Raw genomic sequence first — 18,268 nt, 5'->3', positions numbered from 1 at the left:
GGCCGTCGCCACAGACCCGGCCGGCCGCGAACTCTCAGTCCTCGCCCGGGACCAGCCGCAGGGAGATCGAGTTGATGCAGTACCGCTGATCCGTCGGCGTCGGGTAGCCCTCCCCCTCGAACACATGACCAAGGTGGGAGCCGCACCGCGCGCAACGGACCTCCGTCCGCACCATCCCGTGGGAACGGTCCTCGAGCAGTTCCACCGCGTCGCTGCCCTTCGGGTCGTAGAAGGACGGCCAGCCGCAGTGGGACTCGAACTTCGTGTCGGAGGTGAAGAGTTCGGCGCCGCAGGCCCGGCACGAGTAGACGCCCGTGGTCTTGGTGTCCGTGTACTCACCGGTGAAGGCGGGCTCGGTACCGGCCTGGCGCAGGACCGCGTACTCCGCCGGGGTCAGTTCCGCGCGCCACTGCTCGTCCGGCTTGTCGACGTCGTACGCCATGAGTGTCAGCCCCTTGTTTCACTTCGACAGACGGTCCAGGATCCGCGGGCCCAGGTCCGTGACGTCACCCGCGCCCATCGTGAGAACCAGATCCCCCGGCTTCGCCATTCCCGCCACGACCGCGGGGACCTCGTCCTTGTCGTGCACCGCCTGCACGTCCGCGCCCTCCGCGCGGGCCGCCTCGATGATCAGCTCGCTGGTGACGCCCGGGATGGGGTCCTCACGGGCCGGGTAGATGTCCAGGACCACCGAGAGGTCCGCGAGGGCCAGCGCCTCGCCCATCTCCTTGCCCAGCTCCTGTGTGCGGGAGAAGAGGTGGGGCTGGAAGACCACCAGGATGCGGCCCTCGGCTCCGGCCCGCATCGCCTCCAGGTCGGCGGTCATCTCCGTGGGATGGTGGGCGTAGGAGTCGACGACCTGGACGCCGGCCTCCTCACCCTTCAGCTGCAGGCGGCGCTTCACACCGGTGTACGCCCCGAGGGCGTGGGCCAGCTCCGCCGCCGGCACGCCGAGGGCGGCGCCCGCCGCCAGCGCCGCCACCGCGTTGTGCGCGTAGTGGCGGCCGGGGACGGACACCGTGAAGGTCAGCTCCGAGCCGTCCAGGACCACCGTCACCCGGCTCTTCAGGCCCTGCGGGACGACCGAGAGGATGCGTACGTCGGCATCCTCCGACTCGCCGTACGTCACCGTCCGCACCGAGCCGTCCAGCCGCCGCGTCAGCTCGCGCGCGCCCGCGTGGTCCGCCGCGATCACCAGCGTGCCGCCGGGGACGATCCGGCCCGCGAAGGTCTGGAAGGACTCGTAGATCTCCTCGATGGACGCGTAGTTCGCGTGGTGGTCCAGCTCGACGTTGAGGACGATCGCGACCTCGGGTGCGTACTTGTGGAAGCTGCGGTCGCTTTCGTCGGCCTCGGCGACGAAGATCTCGCCCTCGCCGTGCAGGGCGTTGGAGCCGGGGCCGTCCAGGTCGCCGCCGATCGCGTACGACGGGTCCCGGCCCAGCTCGCTCAGGGACACCGCCAGCATCGACGTCGTGGTCGTCTTGCCGTGGGTGCCGGCCACCGCGATCGGGCGCAGGCCGTCCATCAGGCGGGCGAGGGCGTCCGAACGGTGGACCACGGGGATGCCGAGCTCCGCCGCGCGCGCCAGCTCGGGGTTGTCCGCCCGGATCGCGGAGGAGACTACGACGCAGGTGGCGTCGTCGGCGAGGTGCGCGGCCGCGTGGCCGATGTGCACCGTCGCGCCCAGCGCGCGCAGGGCCCCGGCGGTCGGCGAGTCCTTGGCGTCGCTGCCCGCCACCTTGGCGCCACGCTGCGCGAGGATCTTCGCGATGCCCGACATTCCGGCGCCGCCAATGCCGATGAAGTGCGGTCGGTCCATGGCGGTGGGGAGGCCGGGTGCCATGCATGTCTCCTCGGTGCTGGTACGGCGTGGTGTCGGCGGCCCAGCCTATGCTGTGCCGCGGGCGGCGCCCGGCAGGGGACACAGGGCTGTGCCAGTATGCGGCTTCGCCGCGTGGACACGCCCGGGCCGCGGCTCGGCACGGCCGACGAATCTCGAACATTTGCACGACGTTCGACGGCCGAGCCCGGCGTCGGTGCCTACGCCTTGCTGTGCGAGAACAGCTTCAGCACCGGCACGCCCACCTTGTGCCGCGCCCTGGACGCCCAGTCACGGTGGAAGAACTCCTCCACGTAGTGCGGGTCGGTCAGCACGATCACCTCGTCCGCGCCCGCCTCCTCGACCAGGCTCTTCAGCGCGTCCAGCGGATGGTCCTCGATGAGACGGCCCTCCGCGGCGCTGCCCGCCGCACGCAGCGCGGCCAGGGAGACCTCCAGGGCCTGCTGACCCAGGGCCGCGGCGTCCTTGCCCTCGGGTACGTCCCTCTCGTGCGCCGCCTCGTCCAGCTCGCCCAGGGCGATGTCGTCGATGGCCCGCAGCAGACGGTCCGCCTGGTCGCCGCGGGGCTGGAGCAGGACATGGAAAGAGACCTGCTCGTCGCCGTGCAAGGTGGTGACGAACTCCACGTCGGCGGACGTGAGGGCCTTCTCGATCATCAGTACGCTCGTGAACACGACGGGGCGCCCCTTCTCCTTCGAGGGCCCCGAGGGGCCTCTCTCCTGCGCGGGCCGTGGAGGCCCTGCGGAAACCATCCTGCCCCGCGATCGTCGTTCTACGGGTTTTTGTCTGCCCATCGGGTTTTTGTGCGCCCCTCGGGACGTGCGCCGAACGTGCGATCCCGGGAACACCGCGTGCATCAGGCCCGGCGGTAGCGCCCGAACAGGTACCCCTCCTCCTCCAGCAACGACACGAGCGCGAACCGCTTGGGCACGGTCACCGAAGGGCCCCCGGCGATCCGCTGTGCGTCGCCCGCCGTGAGCATCGGGGAGATCGTCAGGCACAGCTCGTCCAGGACTCCGGCCGCGACCAGCTGGCCCAGCAGGCGCGGCCCGCCCTCGGTCAGCAGCCGGGTCAGGCCGAGATCCGCAAGGGCGCGTACGGCGCGGGCCGGGTCCACACCCATGCCGTCCCCGGCGATCACCACCCGGGCGCCCGCCTTCTCGGCGGCGGCCACCCGGTCCGGCGCCGCCGCGGCCCCGGTCAGCAGCAGTGTGGGCACCAGGGGGGAGGTGAACAGTGGCCACGAGAAGTCCAGCTCCAGGCTCGCGCTCACCACGGCGATCGCGGGCGCGGGTCCCTGCCCGGCCGCCTTGCGCAGAGCCGCGAAGGCCTCCCGCTCCCGGGCCGGGCGGTACCCCTCCTGCCGGACCGTTTCGGCACCCACGATCACGGCGTCCGCGAGCCCCCGCAGCGTGCCGAAGATCCGCATGTCGGCGGCGCCGGAGATGGGCTGGGAGCGCCCCTCGTGCTGGGCGGCCCCGTCGAGCGTGGAGACCATGTTGGCGCGCAGCCAGGGCTCCCGGCCGCCGGGACCCGGCTCGGGGTAGGCGTACGCCGCGGCCAGCTCCTCCAGCGTCCATTCGCGGTCGACGGCACCGCCGCCCGGCGCGGCGGACCGGCCGCCTCCGGTCCCGGCGGCCGCCCCGGCGTCCGGAACCTCCCCGGCGTCCGGGGCCGGGCCACCCGGCCGGGCCACTGTTTCGTCGGTCACAGGGAACAGGCGTCGCATGTCGTGCAGTGTGGCACGGCCTTTAGAGTGGGGAACCGTGTCGTCCTCCACCGCCGCCGCCGGGATCGACCCGATAGCCGAAGCGGCCCCGCAGTCCCTGTGCGCCCGCCAGCCGCACGTCCCCGCCGACCGGCTCGTGGCCGAGATGGTGCCGCCGCCGCGTTTCGACTCGGTCCGCTTCGCGACGTACATCCCGGACCCGAACCAGCCCAGCCAGCGTGAGGCCGTGCGCGTACTCGACGACTTCGCCGGTGGCCTCGGCGGTGCGCACGCCGTGTCCGCCCGGCGCTCGCTCTTCGGTTTCGGCAGGGCGAAGGCCCCCAAGGCTCCCGCCGGCCCCCGTGGCGTCTACCTCGACGGCGGCTACGGCGTCGGCAAGACGCATCTCCTGGCCTCCCTGTGGCACGCGACCCCGGCCGAGCCCGCGCTGAAGGCCTTCGGCACCTTCGTGGAGCTGACCAACCTGGTCGGCGCGCTCGGTTTCCAGAAGACGGTCCAGACACTCTCGGACCACCGTCTCCTGTGCATCGACGAGTTCGAGCTGGACGACCCCGGCGACACCGTCCTCGTCTCCACCCTGCTCGGCAAGCTCGTCGACTCGGGCGTCGCGCTCGCCGCGACCTCCAACACCCTGCCGGGCAAGCTCGGCGAGGGCCGGTTCGCCGCCGCCGACTTCCTGCGCGAGATCCAGGGACTGTCCGCGCGCTTCCGCACGCTGCGCATCGACGGCGAGGACTACCGTCACCGCGGCCTGCCCGAGGCGCCCGCCCCGTACAGCGACGCGCAGGTGACGAAGGCGGCGTACGCCACCGAGGGCGCCTCGCTCGACGACTTCCCGCATCTGCTCGACCACCTCGCCCGCGTCCACCCCAGCCGCTACGGCGCGCTGACCGACGGGGTGAGGGCCGTGTGCCTGACCGACGTGCGGCCGGTACCGGACCAGTCGACGGCGCTCAGGCTCGTCGTGCTCGCGGACCGGCTCTACGACCGCGAGGTGCCGGTGCTCGCCTCCGGGCTGCCGTTCGACAAGCTGTTCAGCGAGGAGATGCTGAAGGGCGGTTACCGCAAGAAGTACTTCCGCGCCATCTCCCGCCTCACCGCACTCGCCCGCGACGCCAAGGGCCTCGTCTCGGAGTAGCAGAATGAAACAGGCGTAACCGAGCGACGGGTATCAGCCATTCCGACCTCGGTTTTTGGGCTCTTCTTTACCTGAAGCGTGAAGTTGACCCTGCAAACAGGTCCACCGGGTTAACGTGTTCGTCGAGGGCATACGACGGACGCACACCGCAGGAAGGGGGCGCATGGTGCGAGGCACGACGGTCCGGTTCACGCTGACGATCCTCTCCGCCGTCCTGCTGGCCATGCAGTTCTTCGCGCCCACCGCGTCCTTCACCTCCGCGCACCGCACCCACGTGACCACCGCCGGCTCCCCGGAGGTGGTCACCGTCAAGCGCGCGGACAACGCGGACGAGGTCGTCAGCTGCGGCGACCTCGGGCACCTCCCGAGCCCCACCGGCCCGCTCCGCGCCCGTGACCGCAACCGCCTCTGCACGGATTCCGTTCCGGAGCCCCTCGCGTCCGCGCTGCCGACACCCGACGTCACAGCCGTACGGCCCTCGGCCGCCGGCCCCGCCCCGCTGGGCATATCCAGATCATCCGTCGCTCATACTCCCGCGGCACTCCAGGTGTTCCGCCACTGAGCTGCTCCCCGGGTCCGGGCTGACAGCGACCCTCCCCTCACCACGCCACGTTGGCCGAGCGCGTCGACGTGGGGTCCTGTCGCCGTACCCGCATCTGCCACGTTCTCGCGTACACCGACGCGCCATCCAGGGCGCGCCAGGAGGAACTGACAATGCAGCCCCTCATCGATCATGCCCGTGCGCACGGACAGCGCCCCGAGGACTTCTCCCGGCTGGCCGAGGGCCAGTCACCCCAGGTCCTGTTCATCACCTGCTCCGACTCCCGGGTCGTACCCGCGCTGATCACCGGAGCCCGGCCCGGTGAGCTCTTCGAACTGCGCACCGCGGGCAACATCGTGCCCCCGTACGCCTCCGAGCACCCCACCAGCGAGGCGGCCACCATCGAGTACGCCGTGGAGGTGCTCGGCGTCAGGGACGTCGTCGTCTGCGGCCACTCCCACTGCGGAGCCGTCGGCGCGCTGGTGCGCGGCGACGACCTGACCGCCGTACCGGCCGTGCGCGACTGGCTCGCACACGCCGCGCCGCACCCGGGTGCGTCCGACGCGGACGATCCGGCGGTCGCGCAGGCCGTGCAGAACCACGTGCTCGCGCAGCTGCTGCGCCTGCGTTCGTACCCGTGCGTCGAGCAGCGGCTCGCGGCGGGCCTGCTGCGGGTGCACGGCTGGTACTACGAGGTGCACACCGGCGCCGTCCGCGAACACCGCGCCGCCACCGACAGTTTCGAAGCGCTGTGAGGTCAACCATGGCCGCACTCAAGGGGTTACCTCACCTCAAGCAGGACTTCGCCGCCTCCCTGGTCGTCTTCCTGGTCGCGCTCCCGCTGTGCGTGGGCGTGGCCGTCGCCTCCGGTGTGCCCGCCGAACTCGGCCTCGTCACCGGCATCGTGGGCGGCCTGGTCACGGGGCTGATGCGCGGCAGCAGCCTCCAGGTCTCCGGACCGGCCGCCGGGCTGACCGTACTGGTCTTCGAGGCGGTGCGGCAGTTCGGACTGCCCGTCCTCGGCGTGATCGTGCTCGCCACCGGTGTGCTCCAGCTGCTCATGGGTGCCCTGAAGCTGGGTCGCTGGTTCCGGGCCATCTCGGTCTCCGTCGTGGAGGGCATGCTGGCCGGCATCGGACTCGTCCTGATCGCCGGACAGCTCTACTCCGTGGTCGAGGCCAAGGCCCCGGCCTCCGGTCCGCAGAAGATAGCCGGGCTGCCCGGGGCGTTCGCCGACGCCGTCTCGAGCACCCGCGCGCTGACGGCGCTGGCGCTCGGCGCGGGCACCGTCGTCGTCCTGGTGCTGTGGAAACACATGCCTCGCCCGGTGCGAGCGGTCCCCGGCCCCCTCGCGGCGGTCGGGCTCGCCACGCTCGTCGCCCTGCTTCTCGGCCTGCCGGTGGCCACGGTCGAGGTGCGGGGGCTGCTGGGCTCGATCCAGCCGCCGTCGCTGGACGCCTTCCGCGAGCTGGCGGGTGCGGGCGTGCTCGGCACGATCGTCGCCTTCACCCTGATCGCCTCCGCGGAGTCGCTGTTCAGCGCCGCCGCCGTGGACCGGCTGCACAACGGTCCGCGTACCAAGTACGACAAGGAGCTGATGGCGCAGGGCGCGGGCAACGCCGTCTGCGGGGTGCTCGGGGCGCTGCCGATGACCGCGGTGATCGTGCGCAGCGCGGCCAACGTCCAGGCCGGTGCCAGGACGAAGGCGTCCCGGGTGCTGCACGGCGCCTGGCTGCTGCTGTTCGCGGCGCTGCTGCCGTCGGTGCTGGCCTGTATACCCATCCCGTCCCTCGCCGGAATCCTGCTGTACTCCGGTGCCAAGCTCGTCCCCCTGCGGGAGATCGTCTCGCTGTGGCGCGAGCACCGGGGCGAGGCGCTGATACTCGTGGTCACCGCGGTGTCGATCGTGGCGGTCAGCATGTTCGAGGGGGTGCTCGTCGGCCTCACGCTGGCTGTGGTGAAGAGCGCGTGGGAGGCCTCGCACGTCAAACTGGAGGTCGTCGACAAGGGGGCGGGTCCGGTGCAGGCGTATCTGTCGGGCAATGCGACCTTCCTGCGGCTGCCGAAGATCCTCGACAGTCTGGAGGCGCTGCCGCAGGACCGGCCGGTCGAGCTGGACCTGTCCGGGCTGCACCATCTGGACCACGCATGTCATAAGGCCCTGGGGAACTGGGCGGAGCGCCACAGCGTGGCCGGCACGGAACCGGTGCGGATGACGTCCGTCCGCTGACGTCGTGGAGCCGCTCGGCTCCCGATGCGCGAGGGCCCGTCGGTGCCGCCCCGACGGGCCCTCGCTTGTGCGCCCTACGGCCGCATCGGCTGCCTCTCGCTCCCGGGCTCCGGCGGAATTATGGTGGCAAGTGCAGATGTTCCGGGCCTCTCCCCGAGGGGGTCGTCATGCTTCAGGAGCTGGTGGGTTCCCTGGTGGCGGCCGGTGCCGCCGGACTCGTGTACCTCGCCGCGGCGGCACGGGTCGTCAAGCAGTACGAGCGCGGCGTGGTCTTCCGCTTCGGGCGGCTCATCGGGCCCCCCAGGCTCCCGGGCTTCACCGTGATCATTCCCATGGTCGACCGGCTGCACAAGGTCAACATGCAGATCGTGACGCTGCCGATCCCCGCGCAGGAGGGCATCACACGCGACAACGTCACCGTGCGCGTGGACGCCGTCGTCTACTTCAAGGTGATCGACGCGGCGAACGCGCTGATCCAGGTCGAGGACTACCGGTTCGCGGTCTCGCAGATGGCGCAGACCTCGCTGCGCTCGATCATCGGCAAGAGCGATCTGGACGACCTGCTCTCCAACCGGGAGAAGCTCAACCAGGGACTCGAGCTGATGATCGACAGCCCGGCCATCGGCTGGGGCGTGCAGATCGACCGGGTCGAGATCAAGGATGTGTCCCTGCCGGACGCGATGAAGCGGTCCATGGCCCGCCAGGCGGAGGCGGACCGTGAGCGCCGGGCACGGATCATCAACGCGGACGCGGAGCTCCAGGCCTCCAAGAAGCTGGCGGAGGCCGCCGGGGTGATGTCCGAGCAGCCGGCCGCGCTCCAGCTGCGGCTGCTGCAGACCGTGGTGGCGGTGGCGGCCGAGAAGAACTCGACGCTTGTGCTGCCGTTCCCGGTGGAGCTGCTGCGGTTCCTCGAGCGGGCGGCACCGCAGGAGGCCCAGGGGCGCGACGCGGAGCGGTCGTCCGTCACCGCGGGCGCGGACGCGTCGCCGCCGGTGCGCGAGACGGTTACCGGGCCGTCGGACGAGGCGCCCCCCGTTCCGGCGCCCGATCCCGAGCCCGAGCTCGCACCCGCGGCGACCCCCGACGTACCGCCGTCGGCCCTGAAGATCACTCCCGCGGCCCTCACCCACGACGACTGAGCCTGAGCCGGGTCCCCTCCGACGGCGCGAGCGGCCTTCGACGACCCGTGGGCGGCGGCGCAGGCGGTGGGGGACGTGCTCCAGGGCAGCGACCCGGTGCCGCTCGGCTGTCGCGTCGACGGCCGGCCGCGCGGCGAGGCGGCCGGGCGGGTGAGTTCGCGATCGTTCCAGCTCGGCACACCGCAGAAGCGGCCTTTACGGACATTTCGCCCGTTACGTTCGTACGGTGATCTCTCTTGTCCGACGCATCGCCGCCCTCTGCGCCCTCGGCGCCGCACTCGCCGCCTGCGGAGCCCCCGAGCCCACCCATCACCTCAGACACCACTCCGCTTCACCCTCGGCGACCGTGCCCGCACCGCCCACGCTCGCGCCCGGGCCCGGCGGGCTGCCGTCCGTCTTTACGAACGGCCCACGAAACAAGAAGATCATCGCTCTCACGTTCGATGCCGACATGACCGCGGACCAGGGAACCCTGGCCGCCGCGGGCAATCGCTTCGACAACCCCGGGCTGATCGACACGCTGCGGGAGCTGGGCGTGCCGGCGACCGTGTTCATGACGGGCCGGTGGGCCGACGAGTACCCCGAGGAGGTCCGGTACATCGGCCGCGAACCGCTCTTCGAGGTCGCCAACCACTCCTACAGCCACTACTCCTTCGCGGGCAACTGCTACGGGCTGCCGGTCCTCGCCGAGAAGCAGATGCGCTCGGACGTGGAGCACGCCTTCACGGCGATCCGCAAGGCAGGAGTGCCCCATCCGATGCCGTACTTCCGCTTCCCCGGCGGCTGTTACGACGACCAGGCGCTGCGGGCGATCAAGCCGCTCGGTGTGACCGCCATCCAGTGGGACGTGGTGAGCGGGGACGCATTCGCCACGGACGCGGACGCGGTCGTGCGGCAGGTGATGGAGGGGGTGCGGCCCGGTTCCGTGGTGGTGATGCACTGCACGCGCACCGCGGCGCCCGTGACCGAACAGGTGATCAGGGCGGTGGTGCCCTCTCTGCGCCAGCAGGGCTACCGGTTCGTCAAGGTCTCCGAGATGATCCGGGCGTCGGCCGGCCGGCACTAGTGCTTTGACCGCATAGCTTGGCCGGATTGGACGATCAAGGTCCTGGTGACGAGCAGTCGGCTCCCCGTCGGATGCCTTGCCTTCCACGGACCTTGGCGCACTCGCATCGCCGGCACGGCAGTAGGGTGAAACGGTGGCCCCCTTACCGGAAGAGACGCCGTCGCTGATCGGTGAAGCCGACCGCAATACAGCCGTGCAGCGCCTGCAGGAGGCGTACGCCGAAGGGCTCATCTCGCACGGGGAGTTGGACGAACGCCTCCACCAGGTGCTCACCGCCAAGGCGCACGGCGAGGTCGTGTCGGCTCTGGCCTCACTCCCGGAGGAGCACCCGGGCACCACGTCAACGATCGCCGCCGCCGGCGGACGGATCCAGCGACGAGGCGTATGGCGGGTGCCTCGGTTCCTCAAGGTCGAGTCCGCCTACGGAAGGGTGCGCCTGAATCTGTCCCGGGCGATCATCGAGCATCCGGTCGTCGACCTCGAGCTGCAGCTTGGAACCGGCGGGGCCAGAATCACGGTGCCTCGCGACGCGGTCGTTGACGCCGAGGGATTGCGCACTGAGTGGAAAGACGTGCGCTACAAGGCCCCGCGGCGTTCCCGCCCCGGCGGACCGGAGATTCGCATCTCCGGGACCATGGGATTCGGACGATTGAAGATCCGCCACGCCCGGCGTTGAAGCTCCATCCGGCACCACGACCACGCCTCCGGCGCTTTGTCACCGATGACAGCTGGTGCCGTGGCGGCATGAGCTCGCGGATTGGTCAGGCAACGGCTTCGAGAGGGCGTCCAGGCCCGGCGAGCAGCGCCTGGGCGACGGCGACCTTCTGGCTGCTGCCCTTGGAGAGTTCGGCCATGGGCGTGCGGGCGTACGCGGCGGCACCGAAGCGTTCGAGCCATTCTTGGGCGGCGCGGGCGGCGGCGCGCCGGGGCAGGCCGTGTACGGTGCCGAGGCGAGCGAGGTAGCCGGCCGCCGTGAAGGGCAGGGCGGCCGGGAAGCGCTCGGGAACGTACGCGGTGCGCGGGCGGCCGATGACGCGGCCCTCGGTGGGCGCGTCGGTACCCGCGAGAAGGCGGAGAAGGGTGAACTTGCCGGTCCCGTTCGCCCCTTCGACACGGATCAGCGACCCGGGCGACACCGTGAGGTCGACCCCGCGCAGTATCCATGGCCCACGGAGTCCGTGACGACGGCCGACGCCCGCCAGGCGTAGATCACTGTGCTGGGGCCATCCTCGCGCGGTGGCACGGACCCGCGCACGGAGGATCCCGGTGCCTGCGTCCACCTCACGGCCAACCACCCCATGCGGGCACCTTTGTCCTGAAATGCGCGCCTCGCCGAAAGGGTGGCCGTCAAGGACTCGCTACGGTGTCAAGTCGGCGCCCGGACAAGGGCGTTGACATTCACCAGACTGATAAGATCATCGAACTTCAGTAGGCTGGCCGCGCCATGTACGCGTCACGGGGGGACAGTCCCGAGGACCCCATCGCGAAGGAGTGTCTGTTGGTCGGCCGATAAATCCACGGCGCCACCAGGGCCGTGACAGCGGCCACCGTCCCAGCGGACGGCAACTGCTCCCGCGAGGCGACTTGAAGAGAGTCTCATGACGTCATTGATCAGAGATCCGCTGCTGTGGATCTTGCTAGTGGTAGTGCTCTCTGCGGTTGTCGCAGGGATGCGAGTCCGGAGGACCAACATGGCGCTCCGGAAGCAGAACGACGATCTACGGACCAGCCGGGACGGACTCCACGGGGAGTGCCAGCGGCTCCACATGGAGTACGCGGCACTCCGTTCCCAGCAGGCGCACGCCCTGGAAGAGGTGCGCCGCGACTCCGAAGCGGAGACGAAGGACGTCCTCAAGTCCTGGATGCGGACGCTGCAGGTCCTCGCCGACGAACAGCAGCGCTCGATCAGCGACCTGGCGCAGCAGAAGTACGGCAACGATCCGCAGATGCTCGCCGACCTGATGACGATCGACCACACCAACGGCCAGTTCGGGCGACGGGCCCAGGGCATCGCGGCTCTGTGCGGCGGCTGGCTCGGCCGCCGCGAGACGACCGCCTCGGTGTACGACGTGGCGCGCAGCGCCCAGGGCCGTATCAAGCACTTCGACCGGGTGCAGATCCACACCCAGGTCAATGTCTCCGTCACCAGCACGGCGGTCGAGCCCGTCGCGGTCGTCCTCGCGGAACTCCTCGACAACGCCACCAACTACAGCGCCCCCGGCACCCCCGTCGAGATCAACATCCAGGCCGTTCCGACCGGTATCTGCCTGATCATCGACGACGCCGGTCTCGGCATGAGCCAGGAAGAAAAGGACCGCGCCGCCGCACTGCTGAGCCCGGAGACCTCCGTCTCCATCACCAGCCTCGGCAACCCTCCCAGGGTCGGGTTCGCCGTGGCGGGCGTCCTCGCCACCCGGTACGGCTTCAAGGTCTCCGTCGATTCCGTCTCGCCGTACGGGGGTGTACGGGCGGTCATCCTCCTGCCGGAGAGCCTCTTGACCAACGAAGCCCCCGAACCCGCGGCCGATGCCGCGGCCTTCGCAGACACCGGCCGGCCGGCGACCGGACCACGTTCCGCGCCGATGCCGGCCCCGGTCCAGATCATCGGCACGACGCCCGGCGGCCTCCCCAAGCGCCGGCGCCGGCCCGCGGTCGCGGTGGTGCCGGAGCCGTACGCGCAGGAGCCGGAGCCGGAGCACGACGGCGAGGTGACGGCGTCGCGTATCGGAGCCTTCGCGCGCGGAACGCTCCTCGGGCGCAACACGACCACCACGGAAGGATCTCAAGACCAGTGAAGCCCGACCTGTCGTGGGTGCTCAACGACGTGCTGCAGGTGCGCGGCGCCCGCCATGCGATTCTCGTCTCGGCCGACGGCCTGCTTCTGGAGCGCTCCAGCGAGATCCCCCAGGACGACGCCGAGACCAACGCGGCCGCGATGAGCTCGATGCAGTCCCTCAGCCGTGCCGTCGCCGGCTTCGTGGCGAGCGGCAAGGGAATCTGGAAACAGACCCTCATGGAGTACGACGGCGGCTGGATCTTCCTGATCGCTGCGGGCAGTGGCGCCTACCTGGCGGTCTCCTCGGCCCTGGACGTCGATATGGAGGTCATGTCGATCCGTATGCAGCAGCAGGTGAAGGCGCTGGGCAATGCGATGAGCACACCCCTGCGACAGAGCGCCGGTGCCGACGCATGACCGGGCACGGCGAGGAAGCTCCGGTCTCCAGCGAACTCGTCCGCTCCTACGTCATCACCGGCGGCAGACGCCTGCCCTCGGCCGACGACCTGTCGCTGCACACTCTGGTCACCCTGGCCCCCGACCGGGAGCTGCCGCTGGGGGCCAGCCCCGAAGTGCGGCGCATCTGGGACCTCTGCGCCGGCGGCTACCTGGCCGTGGCCGAGGTAGCCGCCCATCTGGGACTGCCGGTGGGCGTGGCCCGTCTCCTGCTGACCGACTTAGCCGAGCAGGGACACCTGCTGCGCCGCGCCGCGCCACCCCCCGCCCAGGCCGCCGACAGAGCCCTCATCGAAAAGGTGCTGCATGGACTCCAAACCCGTTTCGCCTGAGACCCTCTACGTCTCGGGCGCGGTGACCACCACCGCGAAGATACTCGTGGTGGGGCACTTCGCCGTGGGCAAGACGACGTTCATCGGCTCACTGTCGGAGATCACCCCGCTGCGCACCGAGGAGAAGATGACCCAGGCGTCCGCCCATGTGGACGACCTGCAGGGCGTACCGGACAAGGTCACCACCACCGTCGCCCTGGACTTCGGGCGGCTCACCCTCAGCGACGAACTGGTGCTGTACCTCTTCGGCACACCCGGTCAGCAGCGGTTCATGCAGCTGTGGGAGGACATGGCCCGCGGCGCGCTGGGCGCGCTGATCATCGTCGATCCCGCCCGTCTGGCCGACTCGTTCCCGGTCATCGACCTCGTCGAGAAGTACGGGCTCGAGTACGCCATCGCGGTCAACTCCTTCGCTTCGGAGAACGAGTTCGAGGAGACCGAGATACGCGAGGCACTCGATCTGCTCCCCCACACCCCCGTCTCGTACTGCGACGCCCGCAGACGAGAGTCGTCGGCCCAGGCTCTGATCACCCTCGTCCGGCATCTGCTCACCCGTACGGCCTGACCCCGGGCCGCAGTCGCTCCCCGCCCTGGCCGCGAGGCCCGGGAAGACAAAGGAAGACCCATGGAATTTCAGCAACCGGCCGCCACCCGGAGCGTCCCTGCGAAATGCCCCATGCACAACCAGGACTTCGCCGCCGACCCCAACGGCGCGTACGACCGGCTGCGCGCCTTCGGCCCCGCGGGACCCGTCGAGCTCGCCCCCGGCGTGGAGGCCAACCTGGTCACCGACTACCAGGCTGCGCTGAAAGTACTGCAGAACACCACGGACTTCAGCCGGGACCCCCGCCGCTGGAAGGCACTCAACGAGGGCCGGATAGCCCTCGACAGCCCGGTGCTGCCGATGATGGCCTACCGGCCCAACTGCCTGTTCACGGACGGCTCCGTGCACCTGCGGCTGCGCAAGGCGGTCACCGACAGCCTCGAACGGCTCAACATCGGCCGGATCCGCCGCGATGTGGAGCCCATCGCCGCCTTCCTCATCGACCAGTTCAGCGAACGCGGGCGTGCGGACCTCCTCAACGACTACGCCAAACTCCTCCCGCTGCTGCTGTTCAACCGGCTCTTCGGCTGCCCGGCCGACATCGGCGACCGGCTCACCGGTTCGATGTCCGCCATCTTCGACGGCAAGGACGCGCTGCGGGCCAACGAGGAACTCACCAAGTGCCTCATGGAGTTGATCAGGCTCAAGCGCCGTGAGCCCGGCGACGATGTCACCTCCTGGCTCATCCAGCATCCGGCCGGACTGAACGACGAGGAACTCAAGGACCAGCTCGTCATGCTGATGGGGGCCGGCGTCGAGCCCGAGCGCAACCTCATCGGCAGCGCCCTGCTCCTCCTGCTGACCACCGGTTCAGCGGCCCGCGGCGCCGGGATGCTCACGGAGGAGGCCCTGGACCACGTCCTGTGGAACAACCCGCCCATAGCCAACTACGCCACCCACTTCCCCCTTCACGACATCGATCTCGGCGGCGTCCACGTCGACGCCAATACCCCTCTGGTCATCAGCTTCGCCGCCGCCAACAACGATCCCGCCCTCAAGGACGCCCGTCAGTCGCGCAGCAAGGGCGCCCACCTCGCCTGGGGCGCCGGCCCGCACGCCTGCCCCGCGAAGTCCCCGGCCCAGGTCATCGCCCTCACCGCGATCGAGGCCCTCCTGAACGCGCTGCCGGACCTCACCCTCGGGGTCCCCGAGGAGGAACTCCAGTGGCGGCCCGGTCCCTTCCATCGCGCCCTGGCCTCGCTGCCCGTGCGCTTCACTCCGACCCCGGGCACCCGGGTGGCGGCGTTCCATTCCCCGGTCACGCCGACCGCACCGGCCGCCCGGCCCCAGGCAGCGGAACCGCCCCGGCCGCCCGCCGCACCGGCCGCCCGCGGCGAGTCGAAACCGGCCAAGAGGGGCTTTTGGAGCAGCGTCATCGATTTGTTCCGCGTATGAGAAACAGAATGTGACAGGAGCAACACACTGTGGCGCATGATGCCAGGCGAGTGAAGGGTAGTTTTTCGCGGTACCGGTAACGCCCGGCCGAAGGAGCTCCGCGTGACCGCTGTTGACGACATAGGCGGCATCACCATCGACCGCCGCGCCGTCATCTCAGTCCTCCGGCGCCTGCGTTCCCTCGAAGGACGGACACACCCCCAACCTCTCTGGGAAGAGCTGCGCTCCATGGGCGACGTCGTCCCCGCTCCCTGGGGCGGATACTTCGTCACCGGCTTCGAGGCATGCAGCCAGGTCCTGCGCGGCAGGAACTGGCTGGTGCCCGATGTCGCCTGGCAGGAGCGCCAGCCCGACCCCGAGCGCTGGCAGGACGTCGCCACCCAGGAGATGAGCCACACCCTCTCCCGCCTCAACGCGTCGGCCCACACCGGACAACGGCGCGGCCTCGGCAACCTCTTCGACCGCGAGACGCTCGAAGCGTTACAACCCGACGTCGAGGACCATGTCACCCGGCTCCTCGACGCCCTGGAGGAGGGCCTGCGCGCCCGGGGCGAGGCCGACTTCGTCACCACGGTCAGCGAGCAACTGCCCATCCGCACCATCGGACACTGGCTCGGCATCGCCGAGGAGAACTACGCGCACATCCTGGACATCACCCATCGCCAGGTCCACGCACAGGAGTTGCTGCCCACCCGCAGCGAACTCGGGGTCTCCGCGGCGGCCACGGTCCAGTTGCGGGCCTTCTTCACGGAGCTCGTGCGGCAGCGCCGCGCCCGTCCCGGCAACGACGTCCTCTCGGGCTGGATCCAGTACTGGGACGCCCGGTTGCCCGACGACCGGGCGGCCGCGGACCACGTCCTCTACTACCTGGCGATGTTCGTCACCATCGCCTCGCTGGAGACCACGGCGACCCTGCTCTCCGTCGCCGTATGGCTCCTGCTGGAGGACCCGTCCCGGTGGAGGTGGTTGCGCCACCACCCCGAGCACATCGACGACGCGATCGACGAGGCACTGCGCTACGACCCGCCGATCCACCTCAACACCCGCATCGCCGCCGACGACACCGTCCTTGCGGGGGTTCCCCTCGCGAAGGACACCGTGGTCCACATCCTGTACGGCGCCGCAAATCACGACCCCCGCCGCAACGAGAACCCCCACGCCTTCGACATCCTCCGCAACGGCAGCCACCTGACCTTCGGCGGCGGAGCCCACTACTGCCTCGGCGCGGCCCTCGCCCGCCTGGAAGCCCGAACGCTGCTGTCGCACCTGCTGAAACGATTCCCGACCCTCACCCCCCTCACCGCCCCCACCTACGCGCCCCGCATGGTCTTCCGGCGCGTGACCTCCCTGAAAGTGACGACATGACCGTCCTGCCGCTCACGGCCACCGACACCGGCCGGACCCTCGAGGCGCTGCGGACCGGCCGGCAGGGCCCCCTGCTGTTCATCGAGCTGAACATCCCCGACCTGGGCAACGCTGTCACCGACACGCTTCTGGACGAACTGCTCGCCGTCCTCGACGCACAGGATGCGGACACCCGGGTCATCGTGCTCTCCGGCGCCGGGCCGGACTTCTGCCTCGGGGGCGACCGCACCGAGTTCGCCGGGCATCTGGCCGAGGACCCCACCGGCTCCGGCATCCGCGCCTCCGGGACCAAGGCCCGCCGCGTCTGCGAAGCCCTGACCGACAATCCGGCCGTCACCATCGCCCGTATCCAGGGCAAGGCCATCGGCGCCGGACTCGCCCTCGCCCTCGCCTGCGACCTCAGGGTCGGAGCCGACACGGCGACCTTCCGGCTGCCCGAGCTCGCCCTCGGCCTGCCCACCGCCTGGGGCGGCCTGCTGCCCCGGCTCCTCAACGAGGTGGGCGCGGCACGGGTCCGGGAACTCGTACTGACCAGCCGTGCCTTCTCCGCGCAGGAGGCCCGGAGCCTGTCCGTCCTGCAGAACGTCGTCCCCGAACAGGACCTCGACACGGCGGTGATGGCCTGGGCCAAACCGGTCCTGCGCCGTTCCCCCGCCGCCCTGCGCGTCACCAAGCTCCTGCTCAACGCCCACGCCGCGGCCACCCGCCTCGCCGACGGGGCCGCCCTCGACTCCGAACTGATGGCCTCGGTACTCGCCGCGGCCGAGTACGCCAGAACTCCGGAGGGCCGCAGAATCGGCCATCTGGCGTGAAACCGGTCGGTCGCATCACCGCTCCCGAGGCCGGGCGCATGCCAGGAAGGCGCCCTCGTCCCGCCTGGCAGACTGGACGTCGTGAGCAGTGACCAGACCCCCGCCGCGTCCGCGGACTCCCCGGGCGCCGGCCAGGACAGCCCCTTCCGCTCCGAGCCCACCGCGCGCGACGAGGCCCCGCAGTTCGTGCTGCCGCTTGTCGCCCGCATCGAGCGGGCCGCCCCTCCGGCACGTACGGACGCGCTGGAGACGGCGGCTCGCGCCGTGCTCGGGATCCTGAGCGACGAGCGTTCCGCAGGCGAGGGTGAGTGGGCCCGGGCCATGCGGGACTGGCAGGACGCGCGGATCCGCAAGGTGGTGCGACGGGCGCGCGGCGCGGAGTGGCGGCGGGCCGAGGCGCTCCCGGGGATCACCGTCATGGGCAAGTCGGCGGAGGTCCGCGTCTTTCCGCCCGTCCCGGTGGACGGCTGGCCCAAGGATCTGGCCCGGCTGCAGGTGTCCGGGACGGACCTCGACGACCCCGAACCGCCCGTCGAGGCGGACCCGGCGGCCCCCGTGCTCTGGCTGAATCCCCAGCTCGAGATGTCGGCGGGCAAGGCCATGGCACAGGCCGGCCACGGCGCGCACCTCGCCTGGTGGGCGCTGCCGGACGAAGAGCGGGTGTCCTGGCGCGAGGCGGGCTTCCCCCTCGCCGTGCGCACGGCCGACCCGTACCGCTGGGACGAACTCACCGCCTCGGGCCTCCCGGTGGTGCGGGACGCGGGCTTCACGGAGATCGCCCCCGGCAGCTGCACGGTGGTCGCGGACCATCCGGCACTGCGGCAGCGCTGACGAGCACGGGG

At 70.7% G+C, this 18,268-nt stretch carries 19 protein-coding genes and 1 pseudogene; 15 read left to right on the top strand and 5 right to left on the bottom strand.

Going from position 1 to position 18,268, the window contains the following annotated elements:
- Positions 1–34: 34 nt before the first annotated feature.
- The 4 genes from msrB to AAW14_RS11055 all read right to left on the bottom strand — a co-directional run bounded on the left by msrB (position 35) and on the right by AAW14_RS11055 (position 3,572).
- Positions 35–442 carry a peptide-methionine (R)-S-oxide reductase MsrB gene (msrB, locus tag AAW14_RS11070; protein ID WP_265562622.1) on the bottom strand — a complete coding sequence of 136 codons (408 nt, stop codon included), beginning with the start codon at positions 440–442 and terminating at the stop codon, positions 35–37.
- Positions 443–460: 18 nt separating this feature from the next.
- The gene (murC, locus tag AAW14_RS11065; RefSeq protein ID WP_265562620.1) at positions 461–1,846 is read right to left on the bottom strand and encodes a UDP-N-acetylmuramate--L-alanine ligase; all 1,386 of its coding nucleotides are present in this window, start codon (positions 1,844–1,846) and stop codon (positions 461–463) included.
- 197 nt (positions 1,847–2,043) lie between these two features.
- A complete protein-coding gene (locus tag AAW14_RS11060) occupies positions 2,044–2,517 on the bottom strand; it encodes an indole-3-glycerol phosphate synthase (RefSeq protein WP_265562618.1) in 474 nt (157 codons plus the stop codon).
- Between the two features lie 182 nt (positions 2,518–2,699).
- On the bottom strand, positions 2,700–3,572 hold the full coding sequence (locus tag AAW14_RS11055) for a pyrimidine reductase family protein (protein ID WP_265562616.1): 873 nt from the start codon (positions 3,570–3,572) through the stop codon (positions 2,700–2,702).
- A 37-nt stretch (positions 3,573–3,609) separates the two neighbouring features.
- On the opposite strand from AAW14_RS11055, the gene zapE reads away from it, so the two are divergent.
- From zapE to AAW14_RS11020, 7 genes are all read left to right on the top strand, one after another.
- Complete coding sequence (gene zapE, locus AAW14_RS11050) at positions 3,610–4,710, top strand: cell division protein ZapE (RefSeq protein ID WP_265562614.1); 1,101 nt, start codon at positions 3,610–3,612, stop codon at positions 4,708–4,710.
- Between the two features lie 163 nt (positions 4,711–4,873).
- Positions 4,874–5,272 (top strand): hypothetical protein, encoded by a 399-nt coding sequence (locus AAW14_RS11045; RefSeq protein ID WP_265562612.1) that lies wholly within the window; start codon positions 4,874–4,876, stop codon positions 5,270–5,272.
- A gap of 152 nt (positions 5,273–5,424) precedes the next feature.
- Entirely contained in the window at positions 5,425–6,006 is a 582-nt protein-coding gene (locus AAW14_RS11040) for a carbonic anhydrase (protein ID WP_265562610.1), read from the top strand.
- A gap of 8 nt (positions 6,007–6,014) precedes the next feature.
- Positions 6,015–7,481 carry a SulP family inorganic anion transporter gene (locus AAW14_RS11035; protein WP_265562608.1) on the top strand — a complete coding sequence of 489 codons (1,467 nt, stop codon included), beginning with the start codon at positions 6,015–6,017 and terminating at the stop codon, positions 7,479–7,481.
- A gap of 167 nt (positions 7,482–7,648) precedes the next feature.
- Positions 7,649–8,620: a slipin family protein gene (locus AAW14_RS11030; protein WP_265562605.1), complete on the top strand. Its 972-nt coding sequence runs from the start codon at positions 7,649–7,651 to the stop codon at positions 8,618–8,620.
- Between the two features lie 226 nt (positions 8,621–8,846).
- Complete coding sequence (locus AAW14_RS11025; protein ID WP_265562602.1) at positions 8,847–9,686, top strand: polysaccharide deacetylase family protein; 840 nt, start codon at positions 8,847–8,849, stop codon at positions 9,684–9,686.
- Between the two features lie 133 nt (positions 9,687–9,819).
- A complete protein-coding gene (locus AAW14_RS11020) occupies positions 9,820–10,362 on the top strand; it encodes a DUF1707 SHOCT-like domain-containing protein (protein WP_265562600.1) in 543 nt (180 codons plus the stop codon).
- A 112-nt stretch (positions 10,363–10,474) separates the two neighbouring features.
- On the opposite strand, the pseudogene AAW14_RS11015 reads toward AAW14_RS11020, so the two are convergent.
- A pseudogene (locus tag AAW14_RS11015) lies at positions 10,475–10,948 on the bottom strand (ABC transporter ATP-binding protein); the annotation flags it as partial.
- 336 nt (positions 10,949–11,284) lie between these two features.
- Between AAW14_RS11015 and AAW14_RS11010 the strand changes: the two are divergent.
- The 8 genes from AAW14_RS11010 (at position 11,285) to AAW14_RS10975 (ending at position 18,257) form a co-directional block, all read left to right on the top strand.
- The gene (locus AAW14_RS11010; protein ID WP_265562596.1) at positions 11,285–12,481 is read left to right on the top strand and encodes an ATP-binding protein; all 1,197 of its coding nucleotides are present in this window, start codon (positions 11,285–11,287) and stop codon (positions 12,479–12,481) included.
- Entirely contained in the window at positions 12,478–12,879 is a 402-nt protein-coding gene (locus tag AAW14_RS11005) for a roadblock/LC7 domain-containing protein (RefSeq protein ID WP_265562594.1), read from the top strand. The genes AAW14_RS11010 and AAW14_RS11005 overlap by 4 nt, the downstream gene beginning before the upstream one ends.
- Positions 12,876–13,250 (top strand): DUF742 domain-containing protein, encoded by a 375-nt coding sequence (locus AAW14_RS11000; protein ID WP_265562592.1) that lies wholly within the window; start codon positions 12,876–12,878, stop codon positions 13,248–13,250. Before AAW14_RS11005 ends, AAW14_RS11000 begins: the two co-directional genes overlap by 4 nt.
- Positions 13,225–13,815 (top strand): GTP-binding protein, encoded by a 591-nt coding sequence (locus AAW14_RS10995; protein WP_265562590.1) that lies wholly within the window; start codon positions 13,225–13,227, stop codon positions 13,813–13,815. The genes AAW14_RS11000 and AAW14_RS10995 overlap by 26 nt, the downstream gene beginning before the upstream one ends.
- Positions 13,816–13,875: 60 nt before the next feature.
- The gene (locus AAW14_RS10990) at positions 13,876–15,249 is read left to right on the top strand and encodes a cytochrome P450 (protein ID WP_265562588.1); all 1,374 of its coding nucleotides are present in this window, start codon (positions 13,876–13,878) and stop codon (positions 15,247–15,249) included.
- 102 nt (positions 15,250–15,351) lie between these two features.
- Entirely contained in the window at positions 15,352–16,614 is a 1,263-nt protein-coding gene (locus tag AAW14_RS10985) for a cytochrome P450 (RefSeq protein ID WP_265562585.1), read from the top strand.
- The gene (locus AAW14_RS10980) at positions 16,611–17,426 is read left to right on the top strand and encodes an enoyl-CoA hydratase/isomerase family protein (protein ID WP_265562583.1); all 816 of its coding nucleotides are present in this window, start codon (positions 16,611–16,613) and stop codon (positions 17,424–17,426) included. Before AAW14_RS10985 ends, AAW14_RS10980 begins: the two co-directional genes overlap by 4 nt.
- 81 nt (positions 17,427–17,507) lie before the next feature.
- Positions 17,508–18,257, top strand: coding sequence for an aminoacyl-tRNA hydrolase (locus tag AAW14_RS10975; RefSeq protein WP_265562582.1), 750 nt, complete (start codon positions 17,508–17,510; stop codon positions 18,255–18,257).
- Positions 18,258–18,268 lie beyond the last annotated feature (11 nt).

Source organism: Streptomyces hygroscopicus (assembly GCF_026168105.1).
In the GTDB taxonomy this organism is placed as follows: Bacteria; Actinomycetota; Actinomycetes; order Streptomycetales; family Streptomycetaceae; genus Streptomyces; species Streptomyces hygroscopicus_D.
This window is presented reverse-complemented; position numbering and strand designations above follow the sequence as displayed.

Bases quoted from the DNA above. Each gene is read 5' to 3' on its own strand.
- AAW14_RS11045 (WP_265562612.1), top strand. From the start codon at position 4,874: ATGGTGCGAGGCACGACGGTCCGGTTCACGCTGACGATCCTCTCCGCC.
- AAW14_RS11035 (WP_265562608.1), top strand. From the start codon at position 6,015: ATGGCCGCACTCAAGGGGTTACCTCACCTCAAGCAGGACTTCGCCGCC.
- AAW14_RS10995 (WP_265562590.1), top strand. From the start codon at position 13,225: ATGGACTCCAAACCCGTTTCGCCTGAGACCCTCTACGTCTCGGGCGCG.
- AAW14_RS11040 (WP_265562610.1), top strand. From the start codon at position 5,425: ATGCAGCCCCTCATCGATCATGCCCGTGCGCACGGACAGCGCCCCGAG.
- AAW14_RS11055 (WP_265562616.1), bottom strand. From the start codon at position 3,572: ATGCGACGCCTGTTCCCTGTGACCGACGAAACAGTGGCCCGGCCGGGT.
- AAW14_RS11030 (WP_265562605.1), top strand. From the start codon at position 7,649: ATGCTTCAGGAGCTGGTGGGTTCCCTGGTGGCGGCCGGTGCCGCCGGA.
- AAW14_RS11000 (WP_265562592.1), top strand. From the start codon at position 12,876: ATGACCGGGCACGGCGAGGAAGCTCCGGTCTCCAGCGAACTCGTCCGC.
- murC (WP_265562620.1), bottom strand. From the start codon at position 1,846: ATGGCACCCGGCCTCCCCACCGCCATGGACCGACCGCACTTCATCGGC.
- AAW14_RS11010 (WP_265562596.1), top strand. From the start codon at position 11,285: ATGACGTCATTGATCAGAGATCCGCTGCTGTGGATCTTGCTAGTGGTA.
- AAW14_RS10990 (WP_265562588.1), top strand. From the start codon at position 13,876: ATGGAATTTCAGCAACCGGCCGCCACCCGGAGCGTCCCTGCGAAATGC.
- msrB (WP_265562622.1), bottom strand. From the start codon at position 442: ATGGCGTACGACGTCGACAAGCCGGACGAGCAGTGGCGCGCGGAACTG.
- AAW14_RS10980 (WP_265562583.1), top strand. From the start codon at position 16,611: ATGACCGTCCTGCCGCTCACGGCCACCGACACCGGCCGGACCCTCGAG.